The sequence below is a fragment of the Chitinophaga silvisoli genome (genome assembly GCF_003412465.1).
GTDB classification, from domain to species: Bacteria; Bacteroidota; Bacteroidia; order Chitinophagales; family Chitinophagaceae; genus Chitinophaga; species Chitinophaga silvisoli.
Window position 1 is genome coordinate 866,625 of sequence record NZ_QTJV01000002.1, and the last position, 26,764, is coordinate 893,388.

General features: G+C 45.9%; 24 protein-coding genes. 13 read left to right on the forward strand and 11 right to left on the reverse strand.

Annotated features, from left to right (window positions below):
- Nucleotides 1-91 precede the first annotated feature (91 nt).
- The 5 genes from DXN04_RS09760 (at nucleotide 92) to recA (ending at nucleotide 4,753) form a co-directional block, all read left to right on the forward strand.
- Entirely contained in the window at nucleotides 92-523 is a 432-nt protein-coding gene (locus DXN04_RS09760) for a hypothetical protein (RefSeq protein WP_116853140.1), read from the forward strand.
- A 76-nt stretch (nucleotides 524-599) separates the two neighbouring features.
- Nucleotides 600-1,226 (forward strand): ribonuclease HII, encoded by a 627-nt coding sequence (locus tag DXN04_RS09765; RefSeq protein ID WP_116853141.1) that lies wholly within the window; start codon nucleotides 600-602, stop codon nucleotides 1,224-1,226.
- Between the two features lie 50 nt (nucleotides 1,227-1,276).
- Entirely contained in the window at nucleotides 1,277-2,773 is a 1,497-nt protein-coding gene (rpoN, locus tag DXN04_RS09770; protein ID WP_116853142.1) for an RNA polymerase factor sigma-54, read from the forward strand.
- Between the two features lie 38 nt (nucleotides 2,774-2,811).
- Nucleotides 2,812-3,504 carry a hypothetical protein gene (locus DXN04_RS09775; RefSeq protein ID WP_116853143.1) on the forward strand — a complete coding sequence of 231 codons (693 nt, stop codon included), beginning with the start codon at nucleotides 2,812-2,814 and terminating at the stop codon, nucleotides 3,502-3,504.
- Nucleotides 3,505-3,742: 238 nt separating this feature from the next.
- Nucleotides 3,743-4,753, forward strand: a complete 1,011-nt coding sequence (gene recA / locus DXN04_RS09780; protein WP_116853144.1) for a recombinase RecA — start codon at nucleotides 3,743-3,745, stop codon at nucleotides 4,751-4,753.
- A 174-nt stretch (nucleotides 4,754-4,927) separates the two neighbouring features.
- Here the strand turns inward: recA and DXN04_RS09785 are convergent, their stop codons facing one another.
- The 7 genes from DXN04_RS09785 to rlmD form a co-directional block, all read right to left on the reverse strand.
- The gene (locus tag DXN04_RS09785) at nucleotides 4,928-5,911 is read right to left on the reverse strand and encodes a M28 family peptidase (protein WP_158568940.1); all 984 of its coding nucleotides are present in this window, start codon (nucleotides 5,909-5,911) and stop codon (nucleotides 4,928-4,930) included.
- 27 nt (nucleotides 5,912-5,938) lie between these two features.
- The gene (gene cysS / locus DXN04_RS09790; RefSeq protein ID WP_116853146.1) at nucleotides 5,939-7,435 is read right to left on the reverse strand and encodes a cysteine--tRNA ligase; all 1,497 of its coding nucleotides are present in this window, start codon (nucleotides 7,433-7,435) and stop codon (nucleotides 5,939-5,941) included.
- 76 nt (nucleotides 7,436-7,511) lie between these two features.
- Nucleotides 7,512-8,576 (reverse strand): endonuclease/exonuclease/phosphatase family protein, encoded by a 1,065-nt coding sequence (locus DXN04_RS09795; RefSeq protein WP_116853147.1) that lies wholly within the window; start codon nucleotides 8,574-8,576, stop codon nucleotides 7,512-7,514.
- A 104-nt stretch (nucleotides 8,577-8,680) separates the two neighbouring features.
- The gene (locus tag DXN04_RS09800; protein WP_116853148.1) at nucleotides 8,681-9,745 is read right to left on the reverse strand and encodes an endonuclease/exonuclease/phosphatase family protein; all 1,065 of its coding nucleotides are present in this window, start codon (nucleotides 9,743-9,745) and stop codon (nucleotides 8,681-8,683) included.
- A 174-nt stretch (nucleotides 9,746-9,919) separates the two neighbouring features.
- The gene (locus DXN04_RS09805; RefSeq protein WP_116853149.1) at nucleotides 9,920-10,666 is read right to left on the reverse strand and encodes a rhomboid family intramembrane serine protease; all 747 of its coding nucleotides are present in this window, start codon (nucleotides 10,664-10,666) and stop codon (nucleotides 9,920-9,922) included.
- A 36-nt stretch (nucleotides 10,667-10,702) separates the two neighbouring features.
- Nucleotides 10,703-11,473: a rhomboid family intramembrane serine protease gene (locus DXN04_RS09810; protein WP_158568942.1), complete on the reverse strand. Its 771-nt coding sequence runs from the start codon at nucleotides 11,471-11,473 to the stop codon at nucleotides 10,703-10,705.
- Between the two features lie 66 nt (nucleotides 11,474-11,539).
- Nucleotides 11,540-12,946 (reverse strand): 23S rRNA (uracil(1939)-C(5))-methyltransferase RlmD, encoded by a 1,407-nt coding sequence (rlmD, locus tag DXN04_RS09815; protein WP_116853151.1) that lies wholly within the window; start codon nucleotides 12,944-12,946, stop codon nucleotides 11,540-11,542.
- 101 nt (nucleotides 12,947-13,047) lie between these two features.
- On the opposite strand from rlmD, the gene DXN04_RS09820 reads away from it, so the two are divergent.
- The 4 genes from DXN04_RS09820 to DXN04_RS09835 all read left to right on the forward strand — a co-directional run bounded on the left by DXN04_RS09820 (nucleotide 13,048) and on the right by DXN04_RS09835 (nucleotide 17,010).
- Nucleotides 13,048-14,457, forward strand: a complete 1,410-nt coding sequence (locus DXN04_RS09820; protein ID WP_158568944.1) for a TlpA family protein disulfide reductase — start codon at nucleotides 13,048-13,050, stop codon at nucleotides 14,455-14,457.
- 316 nt (nucleotides 14,458-14,773) lie between these two features.
- The gene (locus DXN04_RS09825) at nucleotides 14,774-15,466 is read left to right on the forward strand and encodes a porin family protein (protein ID WP_116853153.1); all 693 of its coding nucleotides are present in this window, start codon (nucleotides 14,774-14,776) and stop codon (nucleotides 15,464-15,466) included.
- 114 nt (nucleotides 15,467-15,580) lie between these two features.
- A complete protein-coding gene (locus tag DXN04_RS09830) occupies nucleotides 15,581-16,189 on the forward strand; it encodes a porin family protein (RefSeq protein ID WP_116853154.1) in 609 nt (202 codons plus the stop codon).
- A gap of 194 nt (nucleotides 16,190-16,383) precedes the next feature.
- Nucleotides 16,384-17,010, forward strand: coding sequence for a porin family protein (locus DXN04_RS09835; protein WP_158568945.1), 627 nt, complete (start codon nucleotides 16,384-16,386; stop codon nucleotides 17,008-17,010).
- Nucleotides 17,011-17,262: 252 nt separating this feature from the next.
- On the opposite strand, the gene metF is transcribed toward DXN04_RS09835, so the two are convergent.
- On the reverse strand, nucleotides 17,263-18,216 hold the full coding sequence (gene metF / locus DXN04_RS09840) for a methylenetetrahydrofolate reductase [NAD(P)H] (protein WP_116853156.1): 954 nt from the start codon (nucleotides 18,214-18,216) through the stop codon (nucleotides 17,263-17,265).
- A 188-nt stretch (nucleotides 18,217-18,404) separates the two neighbouring features.
- Here metF and lptB point away from each other — a divergent pair, with 188 nt between their 5' ends.
- Genes lptB through fabG form a run of 3 tightly spaced genes read left to right on the forward strand, consistent with a single transcriptional unit; the run spans nucleotide 18,405 to nucleotide 21,510 of the window.
- The gene (lptB, locus tag DXN04_RS09845; RefSeq protein WP_116853157.1) at nucleotides 18,405-19,169 is read left to right on the forward strand and encodes an LPS export ABC transporter ATP-binding protein; all 765 of its coding nucleotides are present in this window, start codon (nucleotides 18,405-18,407) and stop codon (nucleotides 19,167-19,169) included.
- A gap of 30 nt (nucleotides 19,170-19,199) precedes the next feature.
- A complete protein-coding gene (locus tag DXN04_RS09850) occupies nucleotides 19,200-20,732 on the forward strand; it encodes a GH3 auxin-responsive promoter family protein (protein ID WP_116853158.1) in 1,533 nt (510 codons plus the stop codon).
- Between the two features lie 28 nt (nucleotides 20,733-20,760).
- Nucleotides 20,761-21,510 (forward strand): 3-oxoacyl-[acyl-carrier-protein] reductase, encoded by a 750-nt coding sequence (gene fabG, locus DXN04_RS09855; protein ID WP_116853159.1) that lies wholly within the window; start codon nucleotides 20,761-20,763, stop codon nucleotides 21,508-21,510.
- A gap of 58 nt (nucleotides 21,511-21,568) precedes the next feature.
- Here the strand turns inward: fabG and DXN04_RS09860 are convergent, their stop codons facing one another.
- On the reverse strand, nucleotides 21,569-22,447 hold the full coding sequence (locus DXN04_RS09860) for an SMP-30/gluconolactonase/LRE family protein (protein ID WP_116853160.1): 879 nt from the start codon (nucleotides 22,445-22,447) through the stop codon (nucleotides 21,569-21,571).
- Nucleotides 22,448-22,734: 287 nt separating this feature from the next.
- Between DXN04_RS09860 and DXN04_RS09865 the strand changes: the two genes are divergently transcribed.
- The gene (locus tag DXN04_RS09865; RefSeq protein ID WP_116853161.1) at nucleotides 22,735-23,787 is read left to right on the forward strand and encodes a nucleoid-associated protein; all 1,053 of its coding nucleotides are present in this window, start codon (nucleotides 22,735-22,737) and stop codon (nucleotides 23,785-23,787) included.
- Nucleotides 23,788-23,973: 186 nt separating this feature from the next.
- Here DXN04_RS09865 and DXN04_RS09870 read toward each other — a convergent pair whose 3' ends face one another.
- Both DXN04_RS09870 and DXN04_RS09875 read right to left on the reverse strand, forming a co-directional pair.
- Complete coding sequence (locus DXN04_RS09870) at nucleotides 23,974-25,398, reverse strand: PSP1 domain-containing protein (RefSeq protein ID WP_116853162.1); 1,425 nt, start codon at nucleotides 25,396-25,398, stop codon at nucleotides 23,974-23,976.
- A gap of 143 nt (nucleotides 25,399-25,541) precedes the next feature.
- Entirely contained in the window at nucleotides 25,542-26,681 is a 1,140-nt protein-coding gene (locus DXN04_RS09875) for a DNA polymerase III subunit (RefSeq protein WP_116853163.1), read from the reverse strand.
- Nucleotides 26,682-26,764 lie beyond the last annotated feature (83 nt).

The following is a 26,764-nucleotide window of genomic DNA, read 5'->3' on the forward strand; positions in this document are numbered from 1 at the left end:
TGGCAGCAAAGGCATAATTATGGAATGGCATTTGTTAAGGGGGATGTGATTATTGCAATCATGCACACAAACTTTATTAAAAAACCTACTTATGAAGAAGCTGTTGTATCTATTGGCTGCCGTTGCATTCTTCGCTTGTAACGAGACTCCCAAACAGGAGGAGAAGAAGGATTCGTTGAAAGAAGGTGTGGAAAAAATTGGACAAGATGTTAAGTCCGCTGCCGGTGATGCTGGGGATTATCTGGATGAAGAGCGGCAGAAACTGAAAAGTGACCTGGAAGAAAGGAGAAATGATATAGATAAAAAAATGGACCAGCTAAAGAGTGATGGATCCGCCAGAAGTCAGGAAGCGCGCCGTAAACTGGGCCGTTTGAGAGACCAGATCAGCGGAAAACTGGATGAATTGAAAAATGGCACTGCTGCGGGCTGGGATAGCACCCGTACAGATATAGATTCTGCCTTAAAGCGTTCCGACCGGGAATGGACGAATTTCAAACAGGATTTCAAAGAATTATTCCAGTAAGAATTTAGATTTTTGACGGGTACCGGAACAAGGCTAAAATCCCTAACTTTACCGGGCAACAATCAAAAGAAACGCCTTGTTACGTTCATACCATCAGAAAGAGATCGCATTAGAAGCCGGCTGTGACGAAGCCGGAAGAGGGTGTCTGGCAGGGCCGGTTTTTGCGGCGGCAGTTATTTTGCCACCAAAATTCCGCCACAAGCTGCTCAACGATTCCAAACAGCTGAAGGCTGCCGACAGGGAATACCTGCGTGGGGTGATTGAGGAGAAAGCACTTTTCTATGCAGTTGCAAGCGTAGATAACGAAGAGATAGATAAAATCAACATATTACAGGCTTCATTCAGGGCTATGCACTTAGCGCTGGAAAGGTTGCAGCAGCAGCCGGGATACATCCTGGTAGACGGCAACCGTTTCAAACCCTATGGAAGTGTGCCCCATGCCTGCATTATCAAAGGAGATGGTATTTATGCATCAATAGCAGCAGCATCTATATTGGCCAAGACTTACAGGGACGAATATATGATGAAGCTGCACGAACAATTCCCACATTTCGGGTGGCTTGAAAACAAAGGATATCCTACAATTCAGCACCGGAATGCCATCAGGGAACATGGAGAAACTCCCTTTCACAGAAAGTCCTTCCGGTTACTGCCGGATGAACAGCTAACGCTGGACTTTGGAGGGGAAGCGGCCATAGACTAAGATTAGTAAACACTATTGTTATTATTTTTGCCCTTGGATAGGATCAGACTATGTTAAAGCAGACACAACAGCAGAAGCTATTACAGAAATTGTCGCCTCAGCAGATTCAGCTCATGAAACTGTTGCAGGTCCCTACAGCTGTACTTGAAGAACGTATCAAGGAGGAGCTGGAGGAGAACCCTGCCCTTGAATATGGGGAAGAGGCACATGAAGAGGAATTTAAGGATCCGCAGGATGAGTTTTCAGGTAATGAGGAAGGCGAGGGTGACGACGAATTTGAACCAGATGGAAGTGAGAACGAATATGATAATATTGACATTTCCGAGTATGTAAGCGAAGGAGATGATGATATAGCCGATTATAAGCTCCGCGATGACAATTACCCCGATCAGGATGAGAACAAGACCATCCCGGTAAGGGTAGAGACATCTTTCCATGAGCACCTGCTGGAACAACTGGGCATGCTGGAGCTGGATGAAAGGAAAAATGCCATTGCCGAGCAGATCATCGGAAGCATTGACGACGACGGATATCTGCGTAGGGAAGTGAGTGCCATTGTGGACGATCTTTCCTTTTCACAGAATGTGAGCACTGATGAAGAAGAGATCAGGGACCTGATCAAAAAGATCCAGGATTTCGACCCTCCGGGTATCTGTGCCACCGACCTGAAAGAGTGCCTGTTGCTGCAGCTGAAACGCAAGCCGCAGGACGATGAGGGTGTAGTAGGTGCCTACCTGATCCTGGAGAACTACTTCGATGAGTTTACCAAAAAGCACTATGAGAAGATCCAGAAGGGGCTGAACATGAGTGATGAAGGGCTGAAGGAAGCGATTGGCCAGATCATTCGCCTTACGCCGAAGCCGGGAGGCAACTTTGCTACCCTGAACAAGGCGGAGAGCTATGTGGTGCCAGATTTCTTTATCATGAACAACAATGGTAAACTGGAGCTGACGCTGAACTCAAAGAATGCACCCGATCTGCGTATTTCTGAAGGCTACCGCGACATGCTGAAAGAGTATGACCGGGGGGATAAAAAGGACAAACGCCAGAAAGAGGCGGTACTCTTTATCAAACAGAAGATCGATGCGGCTAAATGGTTTATAGATGCGATCAAGCAAAGGCAACATACCCTGTTGTCTACGATGGAATCCATCATGGACTATCAGAGAGAGTTTTTCCTGACGGGAGATGAGACTACTATGCGCCCGATGATCCTGAAAGACATTGCGGACATCACCCAGCTGGATATTTCTACCGTGAGCCGTGTGGCAAATAGTAAGTATGTGCAGACGGAGTTCGGTACTTTCAAACTGAAATTTTTCTTTAGCGAATCATTATCGACAGATAGTGGGGAAGAGGTATCTACCCGTGAGGTAAAAAAGATCCTGTCTGACCTGATAGAAGGAGAGAACAAGCGGAAACCGCTGAGCGACGAAAACCTGACGAAGATGCTCCAGGACAAGGGATATAATATTGCCCGCCGTACAGTAGCGAAGTACCGTGAGCAGCTGAATATCCCGGTAGCAAGGCTGAGGAAGGAGTTATAATAGGGCAGCTGTACAGCCCATATGTACAGATGATTTAAATGGAACAAGCAACTATACACGCAACAGATAACCGGCCAGAACAGGCTCCGGTGTTTAGTCCCGTGCTTCGCGGGATCGCCATGTTTATATCTTATCTGCTGCATCCTTTATTTATACCGCTGCTGGTCACCTGGCTGGTGGTGCATGCACTGCCGGAGTATTTTGTGACCTTCAAGCAGATCAGTTACCGTTTTGCTTACGATACGTTGTATTTCAGGGTCATTGCCATCAGCATTTTCTTCCCTGCACTGACAGTGGGATTGTCCAGGGCGCTGAATTTTATCGATAGTTTACATCTGCGTACCCAGAAAGATCGCATTATTCCATATATCGCCTGCACGATTTATTATTTCTGGGCATTCTATGCCTTTAAGAAGCAGGGTGTGGCCCCGGCCTTTTTCAATGTCTTCTTTTTAGGGGTCTTTATAGCGGTGATATTGTCCATGGTACTCAATATACGTATGAAAGTGAGCATGCATACGGTAGGCTGGGGCGGCGTGATCGGGTTTGTCCTGATCGTGATGTTCAGTCTGCAGTTGAATGTAAGCGGTGTATTGATCCTGGCTTTCTTCCTTTCAGCGATTGTAGCTACAGCACGTCTTATATTAAATGCCCATGAACCGGCGGAGATTTACGCGGGTTTCCTGGTGGGTATACTGGCACAGCTGATCGCATATGTCATAGTGGGATAAAAGAAAAAAATCCGCCCTTTTTTAAAGTATTTTCCGGCTGCGCAAATTCAGTGCGCGAGGGCTTCCCATCTTTGTATTGTTATTTGATAATTGACATATGCGTCTGTTGTGAGTTAACCCCCCTCATTTTATTTTGCTAGCTAAATTAGCAAAGCAGATAAAATGCTAAAAATTTTAGGAAAATCGAAATTAATATAATAATTTAGCACACCATTAAATTTGTAAAAATCTTACTAATATGTCTACAGCAAATGCAGATAAACTGAAGGCCCTGCGCCTTACGATGGACAAGATCGAGAAGGATTTCGGAAAGGGTTCCGTGATGATGATGGGAGAGAAGGGATCTGATCCGATGGAGGTTATCTCCACAGGTTCCCTGGGACTTGACATTGCGTTAGGTATTGGTGGTTTCCCCAAAGGAAGGATCATTGAAATTTATGGTCCAGAATCTTCCGGTAAAACAACAATTGCTATACATACGATCGCTGAAGCTCAGAAAAAGGGTGGTATTTGTGCGATCATAGATGCGGAGCACGCATTTGACAGTTCTTACGCTCAGCGTCTGGGCGTGGATGTTGATTCACTGCTGATCTCTCAGCCAGACCATGGTGAGCAGGCACTGGAAATTGCTGACCGTCTGATCCTCTCCGGAGCGGTAGACGTGGTGGTAATTGACTCTGTAGCTGCGCTGGTACCAAAGGGTGAGCTGGAAGGTGAGATGGGTGAAAGCAAGATGGGTTTACAGGCACGTCTGATGTCTCAGGCACTGCGTAAACTGACTGCTACAATTTCAAAGACTAATTGCTGCTGTATATTCATTAACCAGCTGCGTGAAAAGATTGGAGTGATGTTTGGAAACCCGGAAACCACAACGGGTGGTAACGCGCTCAAGTTCTATGCCTCTGTACGTCTGGATATTCGCCGTATGAGCCAGATTAAGGATGGTGATGAGGCCGTAGGTAACCGCGTGAAAGTAAAAGTGGTTAAAAACAAGGTTGCACCTCCCTTCCGCCAGGCTGAGTTCGATATCATCTTTGGAAATGGTATTTCCAAAATGGGTGAAATTATCGATATGGGTGTTGAATATGGCATTATCCAGAAAAGCGGCAGCTGGTTCAGTTATGAATCAAACAAGCTGGGCCAGGGCCGCGATGCCGTGAAGACATTGCTGGGCGATAATCCTGAAGTAGCTGCTGAAATTGAAGCGAAGATCAAAGCCAAGTTGGCTGAGCAGGCTGCACAGGCTTAATTAAGAGTTGTTTTAGTTTTAGATATATTAAAGCTTAGAAATAAGCATTGGGTTAGTTAGTATTAACGTAATGTCCCTGCCTTTTTTAAGGCGGGGATTTTTATTTTAACAGGAACATAAAAGAGGGTCGGCCATTTGGCCGACCCTCTCTTATATATTTATTCAGTCAGAGAGTTAATATTCAAAGGGCTGTTTGTAAATCACTTCCAGCAATGTTTGTCCTACAACCTGCAGGGTTCTCTTATCAATCACCTGCATATTGTCATTAGTCGTATGCCAGTGTGGAGCGAAGTTACCACTTGGCTGCATTGCAATCACATCAAATGTAGGGATCATTGCAATCGTATTGATATACACATGATCATCTGTGATAGCGGCACCGGTGTTCTCATAGCGGAAGTAATCAGAATATCCCAGCCTGTTCGCCACATCCCAGAACATCTTCATCGGACCATAAGCATATTGCTGTGAACCGGCTTCCATATAGAACTGGGAACCACGGCCACCCACCATATCCAGCAGGATACCGTAGTTTGCCTTATAACCTTTTACATGCGGGTTTCTTGCCCAATATTGTGTGCCCAGGCAGTAGCTGTTTTCATCTTCACTAACACCACTGTCTTCCACATCTTCCAGCAGGATATCGATCCCCGCGGCGGGATGCTGTGCGTGCAGCTGACGGGCTACTTCCAGCAATACGCCTACACCACTCGCACCATCGTCAGCACCATCGAATTGTTTGGTTTTATCAAACGCATCCTGGTCTGCATGGGGCCTGGTATCCCAGTGTGTCAGCAGCAGGATCCGCTGTGCGGCATCAGGATTGAAGCTTGCGATCACATTGATACAGGGAACAGATTTACCACCGGGAACAGTGACATTGGTACGCTGTACATACAGGGTATCTGCCAGTGGTTTGAACTGGGCGATCAGCCATTCTGCACAGGTATTTTGTGCAGGAGTAGCAGGAATGCGCGGACCAAAGGATACCTGTTTGTCAGTGTATGCATAAGCGCTATCTGCATTGAATACCGGAACATTCACATTGACCTGCTTTGTTGTGGAGGCGGTATCAGTTGTCCCGGATGGTTTTGTATCTGAATGACAGGCAGCAGCACAAAGGGCTACGCCTGTTAAAATGCCAATCAATTTATGCATATGAAACGAGAACATTTTATGAACATCTTACTGGATAGTATAGCTCACGCTACCATCCTTTTCGTCTTTTAACTGAATGCCGGCTGCCAGCAGCTGGTTACGAATCCTGTCGGAAGCAGCATAGTCTTTACGGCTCTTCGCTTCTTTACGCATCTCGATTATCAATTGCATTACGCCATCCAGCGTATTGTTGTCAGAAGCCTGGTTTTCAGGCTCCAGTGCTAGGATGTCAATCAGCCAGGTTTTCCAGGTCTTTTTGATCAGCTGGAAAGTATCTTCACTGATTTCATGCATTTTGATCTGTCCACCCTTGAGAGAGTTGATTACAGGTGTGATCTCGAACAGGTTGGCCAAAACCTTTGCGGTATTGATATCATCATTCATGAAGTCCTGGCATTCTTCGCACCAGGTACGAACTTGTTTGTCCAGGTCTTCATTCAGGGCACCTTCAGTTTTAGTATACCCGAGTTTTTGCAGTACATCGTAGGCAGCCCAAAGGCGTTGTAATCCTTTTTCGGCGGCCTGCAGTGCTTCATTGGAGAAGTCAAGTGTACTGCGGTAGTGCGTCTGCAAAATGAAGAAGCGCACGGTCATTGGGCTATAAGGTTTTTCCAGCTGATAGTTATCGCCGGAGAACAGTTCAGTGAGGCGGATGGTGTTGTTATACGCCTTACCCATTTTACGGCCATCGATAGTGATCATGTTATTGTGCATCCAGTAGCGGGCCATCAGTTCACCGTGGGCGATTTCGCTCTGGGCGATTTCACACTCGTGGTGTGGGAACTGCAGGTCCATACCGCCACCGTGGATGTCGAACTGGGTGCCCAGGTACTTGCTGCTCATGGCAGAACATTCAATGTGCCAACCGGGGAAACCTTCTCCCCATGGGCTGGGCCAGCGCATGAGGTGCTCTGGTGGTGCATTTTTCCAAAGGGCGAAGTCTACCTTGTTCCGCTTTTCATCCTGGTTTTCCAGTTCGCGGGTGGTCTCGAGCATATCTTCCAGCACACGGCCACTGAGAATGCCGTAGTCGTGGGTGGAAGCATACTTTTTCACATCAAAATATACGGAACCATTCACTTCGTAGGCATAGCCCTTGTCGATAATGGTCTTGATCATTTCAATCTGCTCAATGATATGACCGGTAGCGGTAGGTTCGATACTTGGCTCCAGCGTGTTGAACTCACGAAAGGCCCAGTGGAACAGGTTTGTATATTTCTGGACCAGCTCCATAGGCTCCAGCTTTTCCAGCTGGGCTTTTTTGCTGATTTTATCTTCGGCTTCGCGGCCTTCTTCCTCAAAGTGACCGGCATCGGTAATGTTCCTTACATAACGGACCTTGTAGCCGAGATGTTGCAGGTACCTGTATACCACGTCAAAGGTGATGTAAGGGCGGGCATGTCCCAGGTGGGATTCTCCTGATACGGTTGGACCACACACATACATACCAACATGACCAGGATACAATGGGGTAAATACTTCCTTTTGTCGCTTCAGCGAGTTGTATACTTTAAGCTCAGACATATCAGTTTAATTCGGATTGCAAAGATAGTTATTGTTTCGTCAGGGTAATGATAGTCCCCGGCACCAGTCATCCAAATTATTTTGCATGGGTTGCATGCAGGGAAAAATTGGCGATAACGGGATAATGATCGGAGAGGTCGGAGTTGATTTTACGATAAGAGTTGATTGTCAGTGATTTATCGAAGAAAATATAATCGATTCGCAGTGTAGGAGCCAGGCCGGCAAAGGTGCGGCCAATGCCACTGCCTTTCTGCAGGAAGGCATCCTGTAAGGTGCCACGGATCGTAAAATAAGTATAGGAGGCAGGTGTATCATTAAAGTCCCCACATACGATGGTGCGGTAGGGACTGGTTTTAATAAAATCTGATACGACCCTTGCCTGACGGGCACGCCCCACATAGGCATCCTTCATCTTCTCAATAATGTTGCGGGTGGCGACAAGACCACTGTCCTGCTGGTTTTTGATTTTCTGGATATTGTGATAATCCCGTTGGTCAAAGCGATAGGAGGCCAGGTGCATATTGATAATACGAATGGTATCGGTATCCCGCACGATATCTGCATAGATCAGGCTTTCGCTGCGTGGCCCTGTAGACATCTTAATCTTGTCCGACTTGATGATCGGGTAGCGGGAGTAGATAATAGAGCCCCAGTGTTGCATACCGGCCCGGTTAAAGTCGCTGGAAAAGTAGCGATAGGGCAGGTGTAATTCGTGGGAGATATCTTCCCGGTTATTGAAATCATTCTTCTTTTCTGAAGTATAAAAATCCTGGAAGCAAACGATGTCCAGTTCCTGCTTTTTGATCAGGGCGAACATGGCCTGGCGGGTGTACTTGCTGTCTTTTTCCCGGTACAATCCAAACTGTGCTACGTTGTAGCTCATGACACTGAGACTGCCCGGAGGGGCATCCTGTTGTGCAGAAGGAAAGTTAAAGGCAATGAAAGCAGAGATAGACTTCCAGCCGATTACAACTGCCAGCAGTGAAAGCAGGCAGTATTTATAATCGAAGAGTAACCAGCAGATGAAAAAGAGAATTAGTGCCAGCAGGAGGATTGGAAACAATAATGTGAAAAAGCTGATGGGCCACCACTGTACGGGGGATACAAAAGGAGCCAGACATGCTACCAGAAAGAATAGCATGATAATGACGTTGACCGTTAGAAAAAATCCTTTTGTGAATAACCGCAGAAATCTCAACTCCTAATCGCTTTTGCGAATAAAGATAATTGAAACGATCAACTTTGTTATAGGGATAAGCTTGCCATTATTGGAAAATGTTCAAAACCCTTGTGAGGAAAGGAGCTAAAGCCATTAATATGAAAAGGAGATTGTGTAAGTATATAGTCGATGCGCAGGGTAGGAGCAAGAAAAGAAAGGGTTCTGCCAATGCCCCAGCCCTGTTGCAGGAATGCATCCTGCATATCGGGTGCGACTGTGTTGTAAGTATAAGAGACGGGGGTATCATTAAAATCGCCGCAAACGATGGTGGGATAAGGGCTTTCTTTGACAAGTGCAGCCAGTTGTTCTGCCTGTGCAGCACGCTTGCCAAAAGTATTTTTCATCCTGGAGGCGAGGCCTCTGGCCATTGTGGTTTCACCTTGCAGGGCGGCATAATCTTTATGACGGAACATGTAGGATTGCAGTTGTGCTGTGAGGACACGGATAGTATGTTCATTTATTCTTATATCTGCCTGCAGAATGCTACTTCCGCTGCCTACATCGCTGTGACCGCAGGGAATGTGGCAGGCTGAAATGACAGGATATTTTGAGAATAGTACGATTCCGTATTGCCAGGTATTCCAGCGAGTTTTATCGCAGGTAAAATAACGATAAGGGTAGTGTAATTGCTGCTGGATATTGTTCAGGTGATTGGTATGATCAGGGGCGCTGTTGGTGTAGAATTCCTGTATGCAAAGGATATCCGGGGCTGCGGATTGCAGGGTGCTGTAAATAGTTTCTTTGAGTGCTGCATCCTCGACATATTTCTTTAATCCCATGCTGCTGCTGTTGAAGGTCATGATGGTGAAGCTACCGGCCTTTGAAGTAGCAGCATTTCCACCCGGCTGATGCCCAAAGGTAAGGACCAGTGCCCTGCATGAGAGCAGGATGGCGGCCAGGGAAAGTCCCCAATAGGGTTTCCGGCGAATGAGCCAATAGATCAGGTAAACCAGGTTAATGACAAGCACGATGGGGAAGAATAGTCCGGCAAAGCCGCTCAGCCACCATTTACCTGGGTTGAGGTAAGGGAGCCAACTGGAAAGGATCAGGGATAATGCGACGATACTCGTGGCGATAAATGCTTTTGACACTGTACAGGGGTTTCCATAAAAATAACAAAATACTCTATAATGCGAAAAGAGGTGGTATCAAAAGTAATCTGAAGGCATTGAGAATTACATAAAAATTCTCTCTGTCAGGTACCCGGATTATATCCCCGGGATTTTTACTTTTGATACAAGCTCTTTCCAGCTATAATTTCCTGATTAATTTCCTTTCGGGTGGAAGATGTGCGTGATTGTATGTAGTGCCTTATTGAATCCGGCACCCCAGTCATTTCCTTTTTTCCATGCATTCATGAACAGGAACCCAAACAGTGCACCACCGATTACGGCTGGCAGGTAGGTCAGGTCATTATGAGAAAACAGGTGAGCGGCTATTGCCATGATGATGTACAGGATGGTAACAATCCACATAGGTATACCACCACTCAGCTGCTGGAAAATGCGCACATTCGGGGCGATGAGGAGGGTAGCAACCGCCAGGGCCATGACACCTGCTGTAGAGCCATAATATGTAGCAAAAAACTGGGTGAGATGGAAAGATGGTATAAACTGCATACCGAGCATATACAACAGGTTGCCGATGAGACCTCCAAAAAGATATAACGGAAGGATAACACCGGGGCCAGCCTTACGCTGTAAAAGTGAGCCAAATGCCCAGAGCCAGATCATATTGCCAAATACCATCCAAACGCTTTCGTGCACGAAGAGAGAAGTGATAAATGTCCAGGGTAAGTGGGCCAGTCTGCTGAAGCTGGCAGGTAAAATCACATTGTTCATCACATCCAGGTTGAAGCGGATGGTTGAATTACCTTCAATATTGTAAACTACCTGAGTAAAAAATAGCAGGATAAATACTGTCAGGTTCACCAGTATCAACTGGGTGACCATGTTCTTTCCTTCTCCAAGAGAGAGGATTGGCATGGGTTCTCCTTTTTCGACTACGTCCATTGACCTAAACTTTAGGGCTCAAAGGTACGATTCCATTTAGTAAAAATGGTGTTTGCCCTTCCTGTGCCAGTTTCGTAGCAAGAGGTAGCTGATCAGTACTCCACCGAGGTGGGCAAAGTGTGCCACATTATCGCCGGGCACGTTCTGGATGCCTACTATCAGTTCGGCCAGGATGAGGAAACCGACGATATATTTGGATTTGATGGGAATATAAATATATACAAAGCTGTTCGGGAAGAGGTATCCGAAGGCGAAGAGCAGGCCGAATATAGCACCGGAAGCGCCCAGGAAAGCCATATCGCGGTTAGCAATCTGGAATCCGCGGAGGAACATTTTGGCCACTTCCATTTTGGCCGGGGTATCGGGAAAGCTCAGTTCTTCGTTATAAGCATTGACCAGGTCGTAATGCGTAGAAATGATCCTGAAGTTATTAAAGCTCGGGTTGGCGAGATAGGTATTGACTTCGCTGGTCAGGCGTACATTTTCGTAGGTAATGACTCCCATGTAGCAGAGGGCTGCGCCTAATCCACAGATGAGGTAGAAGGCCAGGAAGCGTTTATGCCCCCAGAGGTGTTCGAGTGCGGCACCGAAGATCCACAGGGTGATCATGTTTAGAACCAGGTGGGAAAACGAAGCATGCATAAAGAGGTGAGTCAGCAGCTGGTGAGGTCTGAACAGTGGCGAGCGCCAGTAATGGAAGGCAAAGAGATCCGTCAGCAAATGGTTGTCTGACGGATTCTGAATTTCTCCCATTGTAAACTGTACAAGAAACACCAACCCGTTGATGATCATAAGGATTTTAATCACCAGAGGCAATATATCAAATCTACGGGGCCTGAACTCACTCATTATGATTTCCGGTTCTGATTATTACTAATACCTTTTTTCCAGCAATACCACGTTCTCAATATGATGTGTGTGAGGGAACATATCTACCGGCTGGATTTTTTTCACAGCATACAGCTGATCCAGCAGTGCCAGGTCTCTGGCCTGGGTAGCAGGGTTACAGCTTACATATACGATACGGGGGGCTGCGATTTCGAGTAGTTTGTTCACCAGTTTTTCGTGCATACCGGCCCTGGGAGGGTCGGTGATGATTACATCTGGTTGCCCATGTTGTGCAAAAAATGCATCGTTGCAAATGTCTACTACATCGCCAGCGAAGAATTGAGCATTTTTTACGCCATTGCGGGCTGCATTCTCTTTCGCATCATCTATCGCCTCCTTAATCAGTTCGATACCTACTACTTTTCCTGCCTGTCGGGATACAAAGATGCCGATACTGCCTGTTCCACAATATAGGTCATAAACAATTTCTGTTCCTGTTAATCCTGCAAACTCTCTTGTTACCTGGTAGAGGGCTTCTCCCTGGTAAGTATTGGTCTGGAAAAATGATTTAGGGCCGATTTTGAAAGTAAAGTCTTCCAGTTTTTCTTCAGCATATCCTTTACCAAAATACACTTTAGGCTCCAGGTCGAAGATGCTGTCGTTCAACTTGGGGTTGATGGTGTAGAGTAATGTGGTAATACCGGGTACGGTAGCCAGCAGGTGGTCGAGCAGGGCTTCGCGGTCTTTTTTGTTTTCGTGTTGGATCACGAGGTTGACCATGACTTCGCCGGTGGTGAGGATGCGTACCACGAGGTTACGCAGCCAGCCTACCTGGGCGCGGATATCGTAGAAGGAAAGGTTGTGTTCGAGTGCATAAGCCCTGACTGTATTGCGGATGGCATTGACAGGTTCTGCCTGCAGGTAGCAGGTGTGGATGTCAAGCACCTTGTCGAAGAGCTTGGGTACGTGGAATCCGAGGGCGTTCTGCCTGGGGATGGTACCGTCTTCGGCAATAGCTTCAGAAGGCATCCAGGCTTTGTTGCTGAATGTGAATTCCAGTTTGTTGCGGTAGTGTGTAATGTGTTTCGAGCCGAGGATGGGCTGCATGTCAGGAAGTTCCAGTTTTCCTATGCGGGTCAGGTTGTCGGTCACCTGCTGTTGCTTGTAGGAGAGCTGTTTGTCGTAAGGGAGCATTTGCCACTTACAACCGCCACAGGTGCCGAAGTGCTCGCAGAAAGGAGTCACGCGGTCAGCTGCGTAGCTATGAAAGCGAATGGCGCGGCCTTCGGCCCAGTCTTTCTTACTTTTTCCCAGGCGTACGTCTACTACGTCGCCGGGTACTACGCCACCTTCAATGAAGATCACTTTGCCGTCTATGCGGGCCAGTGCTTTCCCCTCAGCGGCATAAGCGCTCACGGGAACTTTTTCCAGAATTACGTTTTTTTTCCTCACGGGTGCAAAGGTAGGATTTTCAAAGAGTAATGTGGGAGGGAAGAGGGGTCGTATTTTTCAAATTCCTAATTCTTGGCTACATTTACATCAACCGATGTCCTATGCATAAACTTATGATATTACTGGCGTTTGTTTTCGCTGCAATGCAGCTACAGGCGCAGAATGGCTACAAGATCACAGTACAGCTGAAACAGTACAAGGGTGGTATGATGTACCTGGCCCAGTATATGGGCAAAAAGACATATATGGCAGATTCTGCCATGCTGAATGAACAGGGTGTAGCCGTGCTACAGGGAAAGGAGGCCTTACCCGGCGGTATTTACCTGGTCGTGTTCCCCGGTAAAACACGGTATTTTGAAATGCTGCTGGACAGCAAGCAGGAAAATTTCTCCGTTTCTGCTGATACTTCAGACCTGATCAATAAACTTATTTATAAAGGCTCCCCTGAGAATGAGCTTTTCGTGGAGTACAATAAATTCCTGTCAAAAGATGTGGGAGTCCTGAACAAGGAAGCCCAGGCCCTGCTGGCAAAGCATACTGCCGCGGATACGGCCGGTGCCAGGAAGATCCAGGCAGAATTGGGCAAAAAGTTACAGGCTTACAGGAGTGAGGTAGTGAGCAAGCATCCGGAAAGTCTGCTTGCCGGCATCTTCAAAATGATGAAAGATCCGGAAGTGCCCCCAAGGCCTGCAGGTGCGGATTCTACCTTTGAATACCGTTATTTTAGAACCCACTACTGGGATAATACGAACCTCAGTGACGGACGACTGGCCCGTACGCCGGTGCTGGAAGATAAGCTGAACAGGTATTTCACTCAGCTGGTACCACTGGATCCTGATTCCATCAATGTCGCGGCAGACGAACTGATTGAAAAAACACGCAAGGACAAAGAGAACTTTAAGTTCGTGGTATGGTGGCTGACTTCTACCTACGAGACCTCTCCTTATATGGGTATGGATGCGGTGTTCGTACACCTCGTTGAGAAGTATTATGTAGCAGGTGATGCTTACTGGCTGAATGATGAACAACTGAATAAAGTGATTTCACGTGCTTACGCAATAGCACCCAACCTGATTGGTCAGCAGGCACCTCCGCTGGAAGTAAAAGACAGTGGCATGAAACCACTTTCATTGTATACCACCAAAGGGAAGTATACCGTGCTTGTATTCTGGGATCCAACCTGCGGACACTGTAAGATAGAAGTTCCCAAGCTGGATTCAGCCTACAATGCCAGCTGGAAAAGCAAGGGTGTAACGATGATTGGATTTAAGACAGAAGGTACAAAAGAGCAGTGGGAACAATTCATTCATGACAACCACCTGAATGGATGGATCCATGCATGGGATCCTGATGCCCAATCTAACTACAGGCGGCTATACGACGTATATAGTACACCGGTAGTTTACCTGCTGGATGAGAAGAAGAAAATTATAGCAAAGAGATTGGGTGTGGAGCAACTGAGTGATGTGATTGAACGGATTGACAGCAAGGGAAAGACAGCAAAACAATAAGCTTTCCACGATTGTGTAACAGATCGTACAGGTTGTACGCGCAAAGAAAAAATTGAGTAATTTTTAATCTCCCTCACTAAAAAATATTATCCCGTGTATCGTTTGCAGGCATATGCAGCAAGTGATACACGGGATTTCTTTTTAAAAGAACAGGATGATATCGATTGAAAAAATGAGTACACAATAATTGTGAGTAAATATTAAATGACTATATAATTAATGTTATAAATACCTTATTATCAGATGCATGCGTTTGCTGTTTTCTGCTTTGGCATAGTCTTTGGCAATGTCTAGTCGTAATCAAACATTCTAGGTTATGACAAAGAAGATGATCCTTTCGTTTGCAACCCTTGCAATTTTTTCAGCAAGCGCTATGGCGCAGGTACGTGTAGGTGTAAAAGGTGGCTGGAACCTTTCATCCATTACAGTTAACAACAGCGGTGATGTAGATAACGACAAATCACTGTCTGGTTTTAATATTGGTGTTATCGCAGATATGCCATTAGTACCAAGAGTTTTATCCTTCCAGCCGGGTGTGTTTTACACGACCAAAGGTGCAAAGCTGAAATCAGGCAGTGGCGACGATGCCGTGCAGTACAAGTTTACTACCCGTCCATCTTACATTGAAGTACCCCTGAACTTCATTGGTAAAGTACCGGTAGGTCCCAGTGCAAGTCTCTTTGCTGGTGTAGGTCCATACTTTGCATTTGGTGTGGCTGGTAAGAACAAATCTTATTCAACTGTGGGTGGTGTAACTACAACCACAGAATCCAACATTAAATGGGATGATGATACCCCGTTCAATGATGGCGATCCTAACCAGGGTTATGACAAGTATAAACGTTTTGACTGGGGAGGTAACGTACAGATTGGTGCAGAGATCAGCAATTTCCTTATTTCTGCGCAGTACGGACTTGGTTTTAACAAGATCAATTCCGGTGGAAACGATGGTAACAATGACAAGAACAAAAACCGTGTGTTTAGTGTAAATGTCGGTTACCTGTTTTAAAAGCAAGTAAACAACCGGGCGTAGACAGGCAACGTCTGTAATTAAAACAACAGCTATGAACATGTATAGCATCCAACAACGCCTGTAGGATGCTATACTGATAAAATTTCCTATATGAAAAAAGTACTCTTAGCAGTAGCCGGTCTTCTGATTGCCGGTGTATCTTTTGGACAGACAAAATGGGGTATTATTGCAGGACCTCAGTTTTCAAGTTTCACGACGAAAGCTGATAATGTAAGCAAAGAAACAAGTGATCTGACTACGAACCTCAGGGCTGGTATCACAGTAGATATTCCCCTGGCAGAAGAGTTTTACATCGGAACCGGTTTGCTGTACTCTGGCAGAGGTGGTAAGGAATCTCCTGTTAAGGTAAACTTATCTTATTTGCAGGTGCCGGTAAATTTCCTGTTTAAACCTGAAGTAGGTACCGGAAAGCTGAACCTGGGTGTAGGTCCATATTTTGCTTACGGTGTAGGTGGTAAGTACAAAGCTACCATCAACAATGTGGAGGTGACGACCAAGGCATTTGATGATGAAGCAGGTACCGGCAAGCTGAAAAAGTTTGATGCTGGTCTGGGTATAGTAGCTGGCTACGAACTGCCTGTAGGCTTATACCTGGGTCTGAATGCAGACTTAGGACTGGTAAATGCATATGACAATACCGACAATGGTAGAAGCTGGAAGAATACTTCCTTCGGTGTTTCAGTAGGATATAAATTTTGATGGCAAGCAATATTTAATGACAGGGCTGATCTCCGGGGAAGGAGATCAGCCCTGTTGCTATATTAACGATGGATTAATACCACAATTCCCACATATTCGTTACCTTAGTCCCCACAAACCCCTATATGTCAGAGCATTCATTTATTCGTGTTCGTATTTTATCCCTGCTGAGCATTTTTTTTATACCAGGCCAATTGAAGGGACAAGTTAGTTTTGGTCTGAATGTGGGTGTCAACCAATCCTGGATGCAGTTCCGGGATCCTGCCGGCCATTCCGCCGAGAGCAGTAAACCGCTCACAAGATTTAATGCCGATTTCCTGATGCACGTACCACTGGTTGAAGGTCTTTACCTGGTACCTGGTGTAAGGTATATTACCAAGGGAACAAACCTGACTACAGGTGGAGACGGGGAGTATACCCGCCGGCTGGAAGTCCGTTACCTGGAAATACCGGTCAATCTCACCTATAAAGTACCTGTATCCTTTGGCCGGCTTACGATTGGAGCGGGTCCATATACAGCTTATGGACTGAATGGCAATAACCGTATGCAGGTGTATAACGCAGGAAATATAGTGAGTACTACTGATTACAGCGTGGGATTCAGTAGCAATGTAAATAAGGGTATTTATCCCGGTACAAGGCTGAATCGCTGGGATGTGGGGGCACAGGTAGCGGCCGGAATTGAATTTACCAACCTGCTCACGCTGGGTGTGCAGTATAGCAGGGGGATCCGGAACCTGGACCTGTCGGGCAACAGCACGATCCGGAACAATAGTGTGGGTATTACCCTGGGCATAATGCTTAGCAGGGAGGATTATTAGCGGCCATAATTTATATGTACAAATATAACAGAAGGTGTATCCGGAGACGGGTGCACCTTTTTTTTGTTTGGAGTAGGGGTATGTCCAGGGACCCGCGTCTTACTTGTAAACTATTTTAAAATTTGATAAAACAAAAGTGTGACAGTTATTCGGACATGCCACTACGTTTCCACGTAATGGCATTTTTATTTTAAAGCAAAAACCCGCTTTTACCTGGGGCAAAAGCGGGTTGGTATGTGAGGTGAAGTGTGGTTAAACCACAGCTTCTACTACTTTTCTGATCACTTCCGGTTTCCCCAGGGTGTAATAGTGCAGTACAGGTACTCCAAATTCCTTCAGTTCTTTTGACTGCTGAATCAGCCATTCGGTACCTACCAGTTCCACATCTTTATCTGTTTTACACTTCAGGATTTCGGTGGCCAGGTCGTTTGGAATATCTACATGGAAGGCCCTTGGCAGTACGGTCAGCTGCTTGCGGGTGGTCATTGGCTTAAGGCCCGGAATGATGGGCACTGTAATTCCCATTTCACGACATTTTTTGACAAAGTCAAAGAACTTCTGGTTGTCAAAGAACATCTGGGTAATGATATAATCCGCCCCGTTCTCTACTTTCCGCTTCAGGTAACTCATATCTGTAGCGAGATTAGGGGCTTCGAAGTGTTTTTCGGGATAACCGGCAACGCCAATGCAAAATTTGGTTTTTACGCCGCCCTGCAGGTCTTCTTCCAGGTACATACCATTGTTCATGTTCACTACCTGGTGCAGCAATTCTTCTGCATAGCGGTGGCCATGAGGTTCCGGCTCGAAGGAGGGTTCATTCTTAGGAGCGTCCCCACGCAGTACCAGTACATTGTCCACACCCAGGAAGTTGAGGTCAATGAGGGCGTTCTCCGTTTCTTCGCGGCTAAAGCCTCCACAGATGAGGTGAGGAACGGCATCCACATTATAGTGGTTCATGACGGCAGCACAAATGGCTACCGTACCGGGTCTTTTACGGATTTCCACCTTTTCGAAGGTGCCGTCAGACCGTTTTTTGAACATGTGCTCACTTCTGTGATAGGTAACATTGATAAATGCAGGTTTGAATGCCATCAGGGGGTCCAGATGATCATATATGGACTCAATGCTCTTTCCTTTCAGTGGGGGCAGAATTTCGAAAGAGATCAACGTATCCTTTGCCTGTGCGATATGTTCTGTTACTTTCATAGCAAGTGGGCTTATTAATATATGTAGCCGGACAAAAATAATGCATCTCTTAGAATTATCATCTAATAATTCTCGAATAGTCCGAATATTTACAAACCTTTGTGCGAGATTCGTAGATAAAAGCACAGGCAAGAATTACCCGGCATTGAAAGCTGAAGTAAATGCTTATTTTTGCTAAGTTTCAACATATGGCATTAAAAATACATACAGATCAGCTGGTAAAGCGCTACGGTCAGAGAACGGTAGCCAATCAAGTTTCTGTAGAGGTAACTCAGGGAGAGATCGTTGGATTGCTGGGCCCGAATGGTGCCGGTAAGACAACTACGTTTTATATGGTGGTGGGCCTGATCAAGCCGGACGAAGGACAGGTATTTCTGGACGAAGTAAACATCACCAAGCTACCTATGTACAAACGGGCCAAGATGGGGATAGGATATCTTCCCCAGGAGGCATCCGTATTCCGTAAGTTGAGTGTGGAGGACAATATTGCCGCGGTATTAGAGATGACTAACCTGAAGAAGGCAGAACAGAAGGAAAAGCTGGAAAGTCTGCTGGAAGAGTTTCGTCTTACCCATGTGCGTAAGAGTCCCGGCGATGTATTGAGTGGTGGTGAGCGCAGACGTACAGAAATTGCCCGGGCACTGGCGGTAGATCCTAAATTTATTCTGCTGGATGAGCCATTTGCCGGTATTGACCCTATTGCTGTAGAAGATATCCAATCTATCGTAGCCCGCCTTAAATATAAAAACATTGGAATCCTGATCACTGACCACAACGTACAGGAGACCTTATCAATTACTGACCGCGCATATCTGCTGTTTGAAGGGAAAATATTGAAAGCCGGAACAGCCGAAGAATTAGCTGCAGATGAACAGGTTAGGAAAGTGTATCTTGGACAGAATTTTATTTTACGTCGTAAAAATTATCTGGACGAAGCAGCTAAGCAGAAATAACTACAACTACTCCGTTCCTACCATCCTATTATGAGAATATTAAGTCCTGCAATATCACAACTGGCGCGTTTGCGCATGGGGCGCATAGAATATTTTATGCAGTATCCCCTGCAGGTGCAGCAGCAGGTATTTCAAAACCTACTTAGTGCCGCTCAGTATACTGAGTTTGGCAAGCAATATGGATTCTCCCAGATCTATAAGATCGAAGAGTTCAAACAAAGGGTACCCATTCATAATTATGATACCCTGAAGCCATATATTCAGCGTTCCATGGAAGGCCAGCAAAACATCTTGTGGAATACACCCATAAAATGGTTTGCCAAATCCAGTGGTACTACTGCCGATAAGAGCAAGTTCATTCCTGTGTCTGTAGAAAGCCTGGATGAATGTCACTATCGTGCAGGCCGCGACGTACTTTCTCTTTACTATAATAATTATCCTGAGTCCAGGTTACTCACCGGCAAGTCACTGGTAATCGGTGGTAGTCACCAGGTGAACAAACTGGCTCCGGACAGCGATTCTTACTTTGGTGACCTGAGTGCTGTGATGCTCCAGAACATGCCATTCTACGGCAATATGATCCGCACGCCGGATCTGTCTATTGCACTGATGGATGAGTGGGAGGAGAAGATTGAGCGTATGGCCAATACGGTGATTCATGAGAATGTGACCTCTATAGCAGGGGTACCTACCTGGACCATGGTATTGATTAAAAGGATCTTTGAGATCACCGGTAAGGACAACCTGGCGGACATCTGGCCCAGCCTTGAGCTGTATATGCATGGTGGTGTAAGTTTTACGCCGTACCGTGAGCAGTTCAAAAAGCTGATCCGCAAGCCGGATATGTTTTACCTGGAAACCTACAATGCATCTGAAGGCTTCTTTGCTGCACAGGATGTGATCGGGCAGGAGGGACTGTTGTTGTTCCTGAACCATGGAATCTTCTATGAGTTTATGCCAATGGAAGAAGTAGGAAAAGAAAATCCACAGACCCTGCAGCTGAATGAAGTGGAACAAGGTAAAAACTATGCGCTGGTGATCAGCACCAATGGTGGCTTATGGCGCTATATGGTGGGTGATACGGTGCAGTTTACTTCTGTATCTCCATTCCGTGTGAAGGTGAGTGGTCGTACCAAATCATTTATCAATGCATTTGGAGAAGAACTGATTGTCGAGAATTCAGATAAGGCGATTGCCCAGGCATGTGAAGAAACCGGTGCCATCGTAAATGATTATACGGCGGCCCCTATTTATTTCAGCGAAGGGGAAGCGGGAGGTCATGAATGGTTACTTGATTTTGATGTGATGCCGGATAGTGTAGATCACTTCATCGATGTACTGGATCGGACACTGAAATCTATCAATTCTGACTATGAGGCCAAGCGTCACAAAGATATGGCTTTGCGCAGACCAGTATTGCATGTGCTGCCGAAAGGCACCTTCACCGAATGGCTGAAGAGCAAAGGCAAACTGGGTGGTCAGCACAAAGTGCCAAGGTTGAACAACGACCGTCAGCATGTTGAGGAAATTCTAAAATTCACTGGTATCACTGGTGTGATATAATTGGGAAACCATTAACTAATACGTCTATATGAAATTACTGGAAAACAAAGTAGCTATCGTCACCGGGGCCAGCCGTGGTATTGGAGAAGCTATCGCTATCAAATTTGCAGAAGAGGGTGCAAATGTAGCTTTCACTTACCTGAGCTCTGATGAAAAAGCCAAAGCGCTTGAGCAGAAGCTGCAAGGTATGGGAGTAAAGGCGAAAGCCTATAAATCCAATGCCGGTGTTTACGAGGAATGCGAAACGTTGATCGCTGATGTACTGAAAGAGTTCGGCGCTATTGATATTTGTGTGAACAATGCGGGTATTTCCAAAGATAACCTGCTGCTGCGTATGAGTCCTGATCAGTGGGATGATGTAATGGACATCAACCTGAAGAGCGTGTATAACATGACTAAGCATGTGATCCGCCCGATGATGAAGGCTAAGTCTGGTTCCATTATTAACATGAGTTCTATTATCGGTATCAAGGGTAATGCTGGTCAGAGTAGCTATGCTGCTTCCAAGGCTGGTATTATTGGTTTTACCAAGTCGATAGCACAGGAGCTGGGTAGCCGTAACATCCGTGTAAATGCGGTGGCACCTGGTTTCGTAGAAACTGATATGACGCACTACCTGAAAGAGGGTACGGGCGCGCAGGCTTACATTGAGAAAATTCCATTGGGTCGCTTTGGTAGCCCTGAGGATATTGCAAACGTAACCTTGTTCCTGGCTTCTAACCTGGGTGCTTATGTAACAGGTCAGACGATCAGTGCCTGTGGTGGTTTGAATATCTAATACGGATATATATAACAGAAAAGCGGTTGTGTCAGGAGACTCAACCGCTTTTTTGTTTTTAGTATTTTTTACCGGGAGTTGCTACCCGGAAAGTTTCTACACACTTGCGATCCTGTAATGTAACAAAGACTGTTTTGCCATCCGGGCCACCGAAGGTAAGGTTACTACATTGCTTGCCTTTGAGGGGAATTTCCCTGATCGTTTTACCGGCAGGAGATAATACCCAGATCACTCCTTTGCCCCAGCGGGCTACATACAGGTTACCTGCTTTATCACACTTCATACCATCGAAGCCAAAGTCTGGTACTTCGGCGAAGAGCTGTTTGTTGCTCAGGTTTCCGTCTTTGTCGACATCGAACTTCCAGATCTTGCGTTGTACGCTTTCATTAACATAGAGTGTTTTTTCGTCGGGGCTCAGTTCAATCCCGTTGGTGGTGCCCATGTTGGGTTCCAGCAGCACGGCTTTTCCGCCTTTATCGATGCGCCAGATCTGGCCAATAGATTGTTTCCAGTTAGGATCTGAGGCATAGATCTGGTCCTTTTTGTTTATGCAGAGATCATTGGGTTGATTGAACTTGTCATTGTGAACATATACGCTGACTTTCCGGGTCTTTGGATCTACCTGGAGTACATTGTGGTTAATGAAGTCAGGCAGGAACATCTGGCCTTTGCTGTTATAATGAATGCCATTGCCAACACTGTTGTCTGGCAGGGTTACGAATACTTCCCCACTACCGTTTTTGGTATTGATTCTGCCGATGGTACCATCTTTCTCAAAGTTGACTACGTAGAGATAGCCTGACTTATCGTAATGTGGTCCTTCGATGTTCACGGAGAACATTTGCTCTTTGGTAAGGTCTTTTGTCTTGTATAAATCCTGGCTTTTTAGCTGCGCTGCTGCGGTGAGACCTATTAATAAACAGATAAGTTGTTTCATGATAGAAAGATTGACGATGAGAGATTAAGATAGTAAAATTTGTGCCGGTGTGCAATGCTGAGCCAGAAAGATAAGAATCCAAACAGTATAAATATTCTATACGTTTGTAATGTTATAGTACGACGCAGGCATCTGTTCCGTTTATATTTGAAGGGTATCAGGTGGTTTATATGAATTCAGCATCATGTTACTGCTGGCAGGATGTGCATGTAGATGTTGCTGGCAGGTTTGTGAAATAGGGGATTCCCTCACCCTTCAATGGGTTAATTTTCACTATTTTCGCCGGCATGATACATGTTTCTGAATTTAAAGACCTGGAGCTGCTATCGATCCACAAGGTGGGCAACGCCTCTCAGGAAGAGTCCCTGATCTGCTCCCAGGAGCCTTTGCAATTACAGGATGAGACCATCAGTCAGCTCTTGCTGAGTTATTTTATTCAGCCTTTTACAAATGCAGCGGAGTACTTCCGCTTTTACCATGAGGCTGAGCTCCAATTAAATGAGATTTTTCAATATTGCCGTCGTATATTTGAGAATCGGGACAATTTTCATGAGCAATCTGTAAATATAGCAAAGCATCTATATAAGCATTCCACACATCCTAAAATCAAGGGAGGGGAGTTGTATATCGCCTACTTTAGCAAGTGTCAGGTGGATGGAGAGGATGTGGAGGCCATTGGTATATTTAAATCAGAAACGAGAGATACCTATTTGAAAGTATACTTGTCCAACGAAAGCTACCAGGTAAATTACGATGACGGTATTAATATCAACAAGCTGGATAAGGGGTGTCTTGTATTTAATACAGAAGAAGAAGAGGGTTATAAAGTCAGTATAATAGATAGTATCAGCAAGCAGAATGAGGCTGTATACTGGAAAGATGCTTTCCTGCAGGTACAAAGGAGGGAGGATAATTATCATCAGACGGAGCTGGCGGTGAACATGTGTAAGCAATTCATCAGCGAGAAGCTACCCAGTGAGTACGAAATGAGCAGGATAGATCAGGTTGATCTGCTCAACAAATCAGCAGCTTATTTTAAGGAGAAAGAGCAATTTCAGATGGACGATTTTGCGCAGGAAGTACTGGGGCATCCGGATGCTATCGAATCGTTTAAGGAGTACAGAGAGCAATATCAACAGGATTATAGGCAGGAGATACCGGATGAATTTGATATATCAGCGCCAGCTTTTAAGAAGCAGCAGAAGGTATTCAAGAGTATTCTAAAACTGGATAAGAATTTTCATATATACATACACGGTAACAGGGAATTGATTGAGCGGGGTTTTGATGAAGCCACGAATATGTATTACTATAAACTTTTGTTTGAGAATGAAAGTTAAACTACCGTAACAAATTGCGGTATGAGTCGTCTAACATTACAACGATCGGATTTAAAAATTTTCATAAGCAAAAACCAATTATTAATAAAGGCTGCTCTTTTGGGCGGCCTTTTAGTATTAACGGCGAAAGAATAAGATTGTTTAAATAAAAAAACGCTTCTGTTTTTAGCAGAAGCGTTTTCTATTTTATTTCTGTTGTTTTTGTTTAGGTTTCGGCGGCCTGTTTTGAGGAGGCTGCTGGCCTCCGCCACCTTGTTGTTGTGGCTTTGGCTGAGGTTTGGGTCCCTGGGGTTTACCTGGTTGCTGCTGCTGTTGTTTTGGCTGCTGCTGTTGAGGTTTAGGCCCCTGAGGTTTAGGTCCCTGTTGCGGCTGTTTAGGTTTCTGCTGTTGTTGCGGCTGCTGAGGCTGAGGCTGTTTAGGCTTTTGCGGTTGAGCAGATTGTTCAGCAGGTTTAGCGCCTTGTTGCTGTTGTTTGTGTTTTTGTTTTTCCTTGTCTTTGTGTTTGCGTTTCTGGGATGTTTTTTCCAGAGAGCGCAGGCTGATCTGGCCTACTACATCTGCAAATCCAAGGTCGGTTTCTTTTGGTTTACCTGCTACGACTTCAACTGGTTTCAGGTCTTCGGGTCTGATGTTCTGCTTGTTCAGGTGGCGTATTTCTTTTACGCGGCTGATGGTAAGCGGGTATTGCTTGTTGCTGTCGCCATAGCTATACCACATCAGGTTTTTGAAGATATCTCTCTTTTGCAGGGTAGCAACGCCATTGGCAGTTTCAATGCTATCTGCATCTTCAGGGAAGTCTTTCAGTGCGTCGAGGTAAGTATCGAGCTCATAGTTCAGGCAGCATTTCAGACGGCCACACTGACCGGACAATTTTGCCTGATTGATGGAAAGGTTTTGGTAACGTGCAGCAGTGGTATTAACACTTTTGAAGTCAGTGAGCCAGGTAGAGCAGCACAATTCGCGGCCGCAGCTACCGATACCGCCTACTTTACCGGCTTCCTGGCGGGCACCTATCTGGCGCATTTCCACCTTAACACGGAATTCTCCGGCGTAGAGCTTAATCAGTTCACGGAAGTCAACACGGTCATCAGCAGTGTAGAAGAAGGTTGCTTTACGTCCATCGGCCTGAATTTCTACCTCGGCGAGTTTCATTTCGAGGCCTATACTGCGGGCTATTGCTCTTGCTTTGACGAGGGCATCTTTTTCGCGGGTTTTATTTTCACCCATTCTGTGCAGATCTTCATTGCTGGCGCGACGCAATACTTTTTTAACTTCAGGGGTATCTTCGATCCTTCTCTTCTTCATCTGGAGTTTGACCAGTTCGCCGGTGAGGCTTACCTGGCCTACGTCAAAACCACTCACTCCTTCTACCGTTACCATTTCTCCTTTATCCAGGAACTGTTTGGTAACGTTTCGGAAGAAATCTTTCCTGCTTCCGTTGTTGAAACTTACCTCTATAATATCAAATGGTGCTAAGCTATCACTTAAGGGAATATTGGCCAGCCAGTCAAAAACATTTAATCGGTTACATCCACCTGTGCTACAACCTCCATTACTTTTGCATCCTGACGGCTTTCCCTCTGCACCTGTACCACATCCGGCACAAGCCATATTTATATATTTAAAAGAGTTAATTGATATGCATCCGGTATTGTCCCGAACGCTTTAAAATACGTAATTCCCCTTATATATACAAAAGGGCGAAAGTAACAAAGGTAACGGAAAAAGTAATGTCCCGTCGTGTCAATATAGGTTTAACAGGCCGGGATAGGCTTATGTTTAAAAATGTACTGTAATTTGATACTGAGGGCGTGGAACAGCAATTTGGCGTTGGCATTGCGTTCAATATAGTAGCTCGCATTGTCCAGCTCCTGCATGATGAGTTCCATTTGCTGCAGGTTCGCGAGTTTTTGCAGTTTGAAGGCAAAGTCGGTCTCTTCTTCGGAAAAGGCCAGTTGGCTTTTGTCTATGTACTTCAGTCTCAGGGTATGTTCCAGGAGGTTGATGAAGTAGCGGAGGAATTGTTTTTGGTTTTCGCGACCCATTTTGGTGCTGGCTATGCCTTCGATCCATTCCTGGAGGGCCAGGCGATTGTTGGTGAAGATATAGTTGAGCCAGTTGCGCAGCAGCTCGTGGTAGTCATCTTCAGAGTTTTGCAGCAGGGCAAGGGCTTCCCGGTAGTTGCCGGAAGCAATGGTAGCTGCCTGACGGGCTCTGGCTATGGGTGCATTGGCCCTGGTCACGAGTGCGTTTACCAGCACATCTTTGGGAAGTGGATTCACCTTGATGAGGTGGGTACGGGAGAGGATGGTGGCCAGTATTTGCTCCTGGTTTTCGGCGATCAGGATAAAGATGGTATCATCTGGTGGCTCTTCGATTAGTTTGAGCAGTCGGTTACCTTCATTGCCCAGGTACTCGGGCATCCACATGAGGAGGATTTTGTATTTGCTCTCGAAGCTTTTCAGGCTTAGTTTGCGAATGATATCCTGGCATTCGGTTGCCGTAATATTTCCCTGTTTATTTTCAGCTCCTATAAATTGTAACCAGTCATATGCATTGCCGTAAGGATGTTCGGCGATGAATTCACGCCATTCACTGGCAAAATCGGCACTTACGGGTTTATCGCCTGTCTTCTTTGGGATGACAGGGTAGGAGAAGTGAATATCGGGGTGAATGTACTTTTCTGCTTTGATACAGGCAGGGCATTTACCGCAGGGGCCTTCCGGCTGTTTGTCTTCGCATACCAGGTGCTGGGCGAAGGCAAGGCCAAGGGGCAGACCACCGGCACCTTCCGGGGCCAGCAGGATCATGGCATGGCTGATGCGGTGTTGGGTGACAGCGTTGAGCAATTGGAGCTTGATGTCGTCCTGACCTATGATATTGGAGAAAAGCATGGGTGCAAATTAAAAGAAAAAACGCTTACACCTCAGGCATAAGCGTTTTTTTCATTGCCGGCCGGTGGCCGGCTTTGCATTAA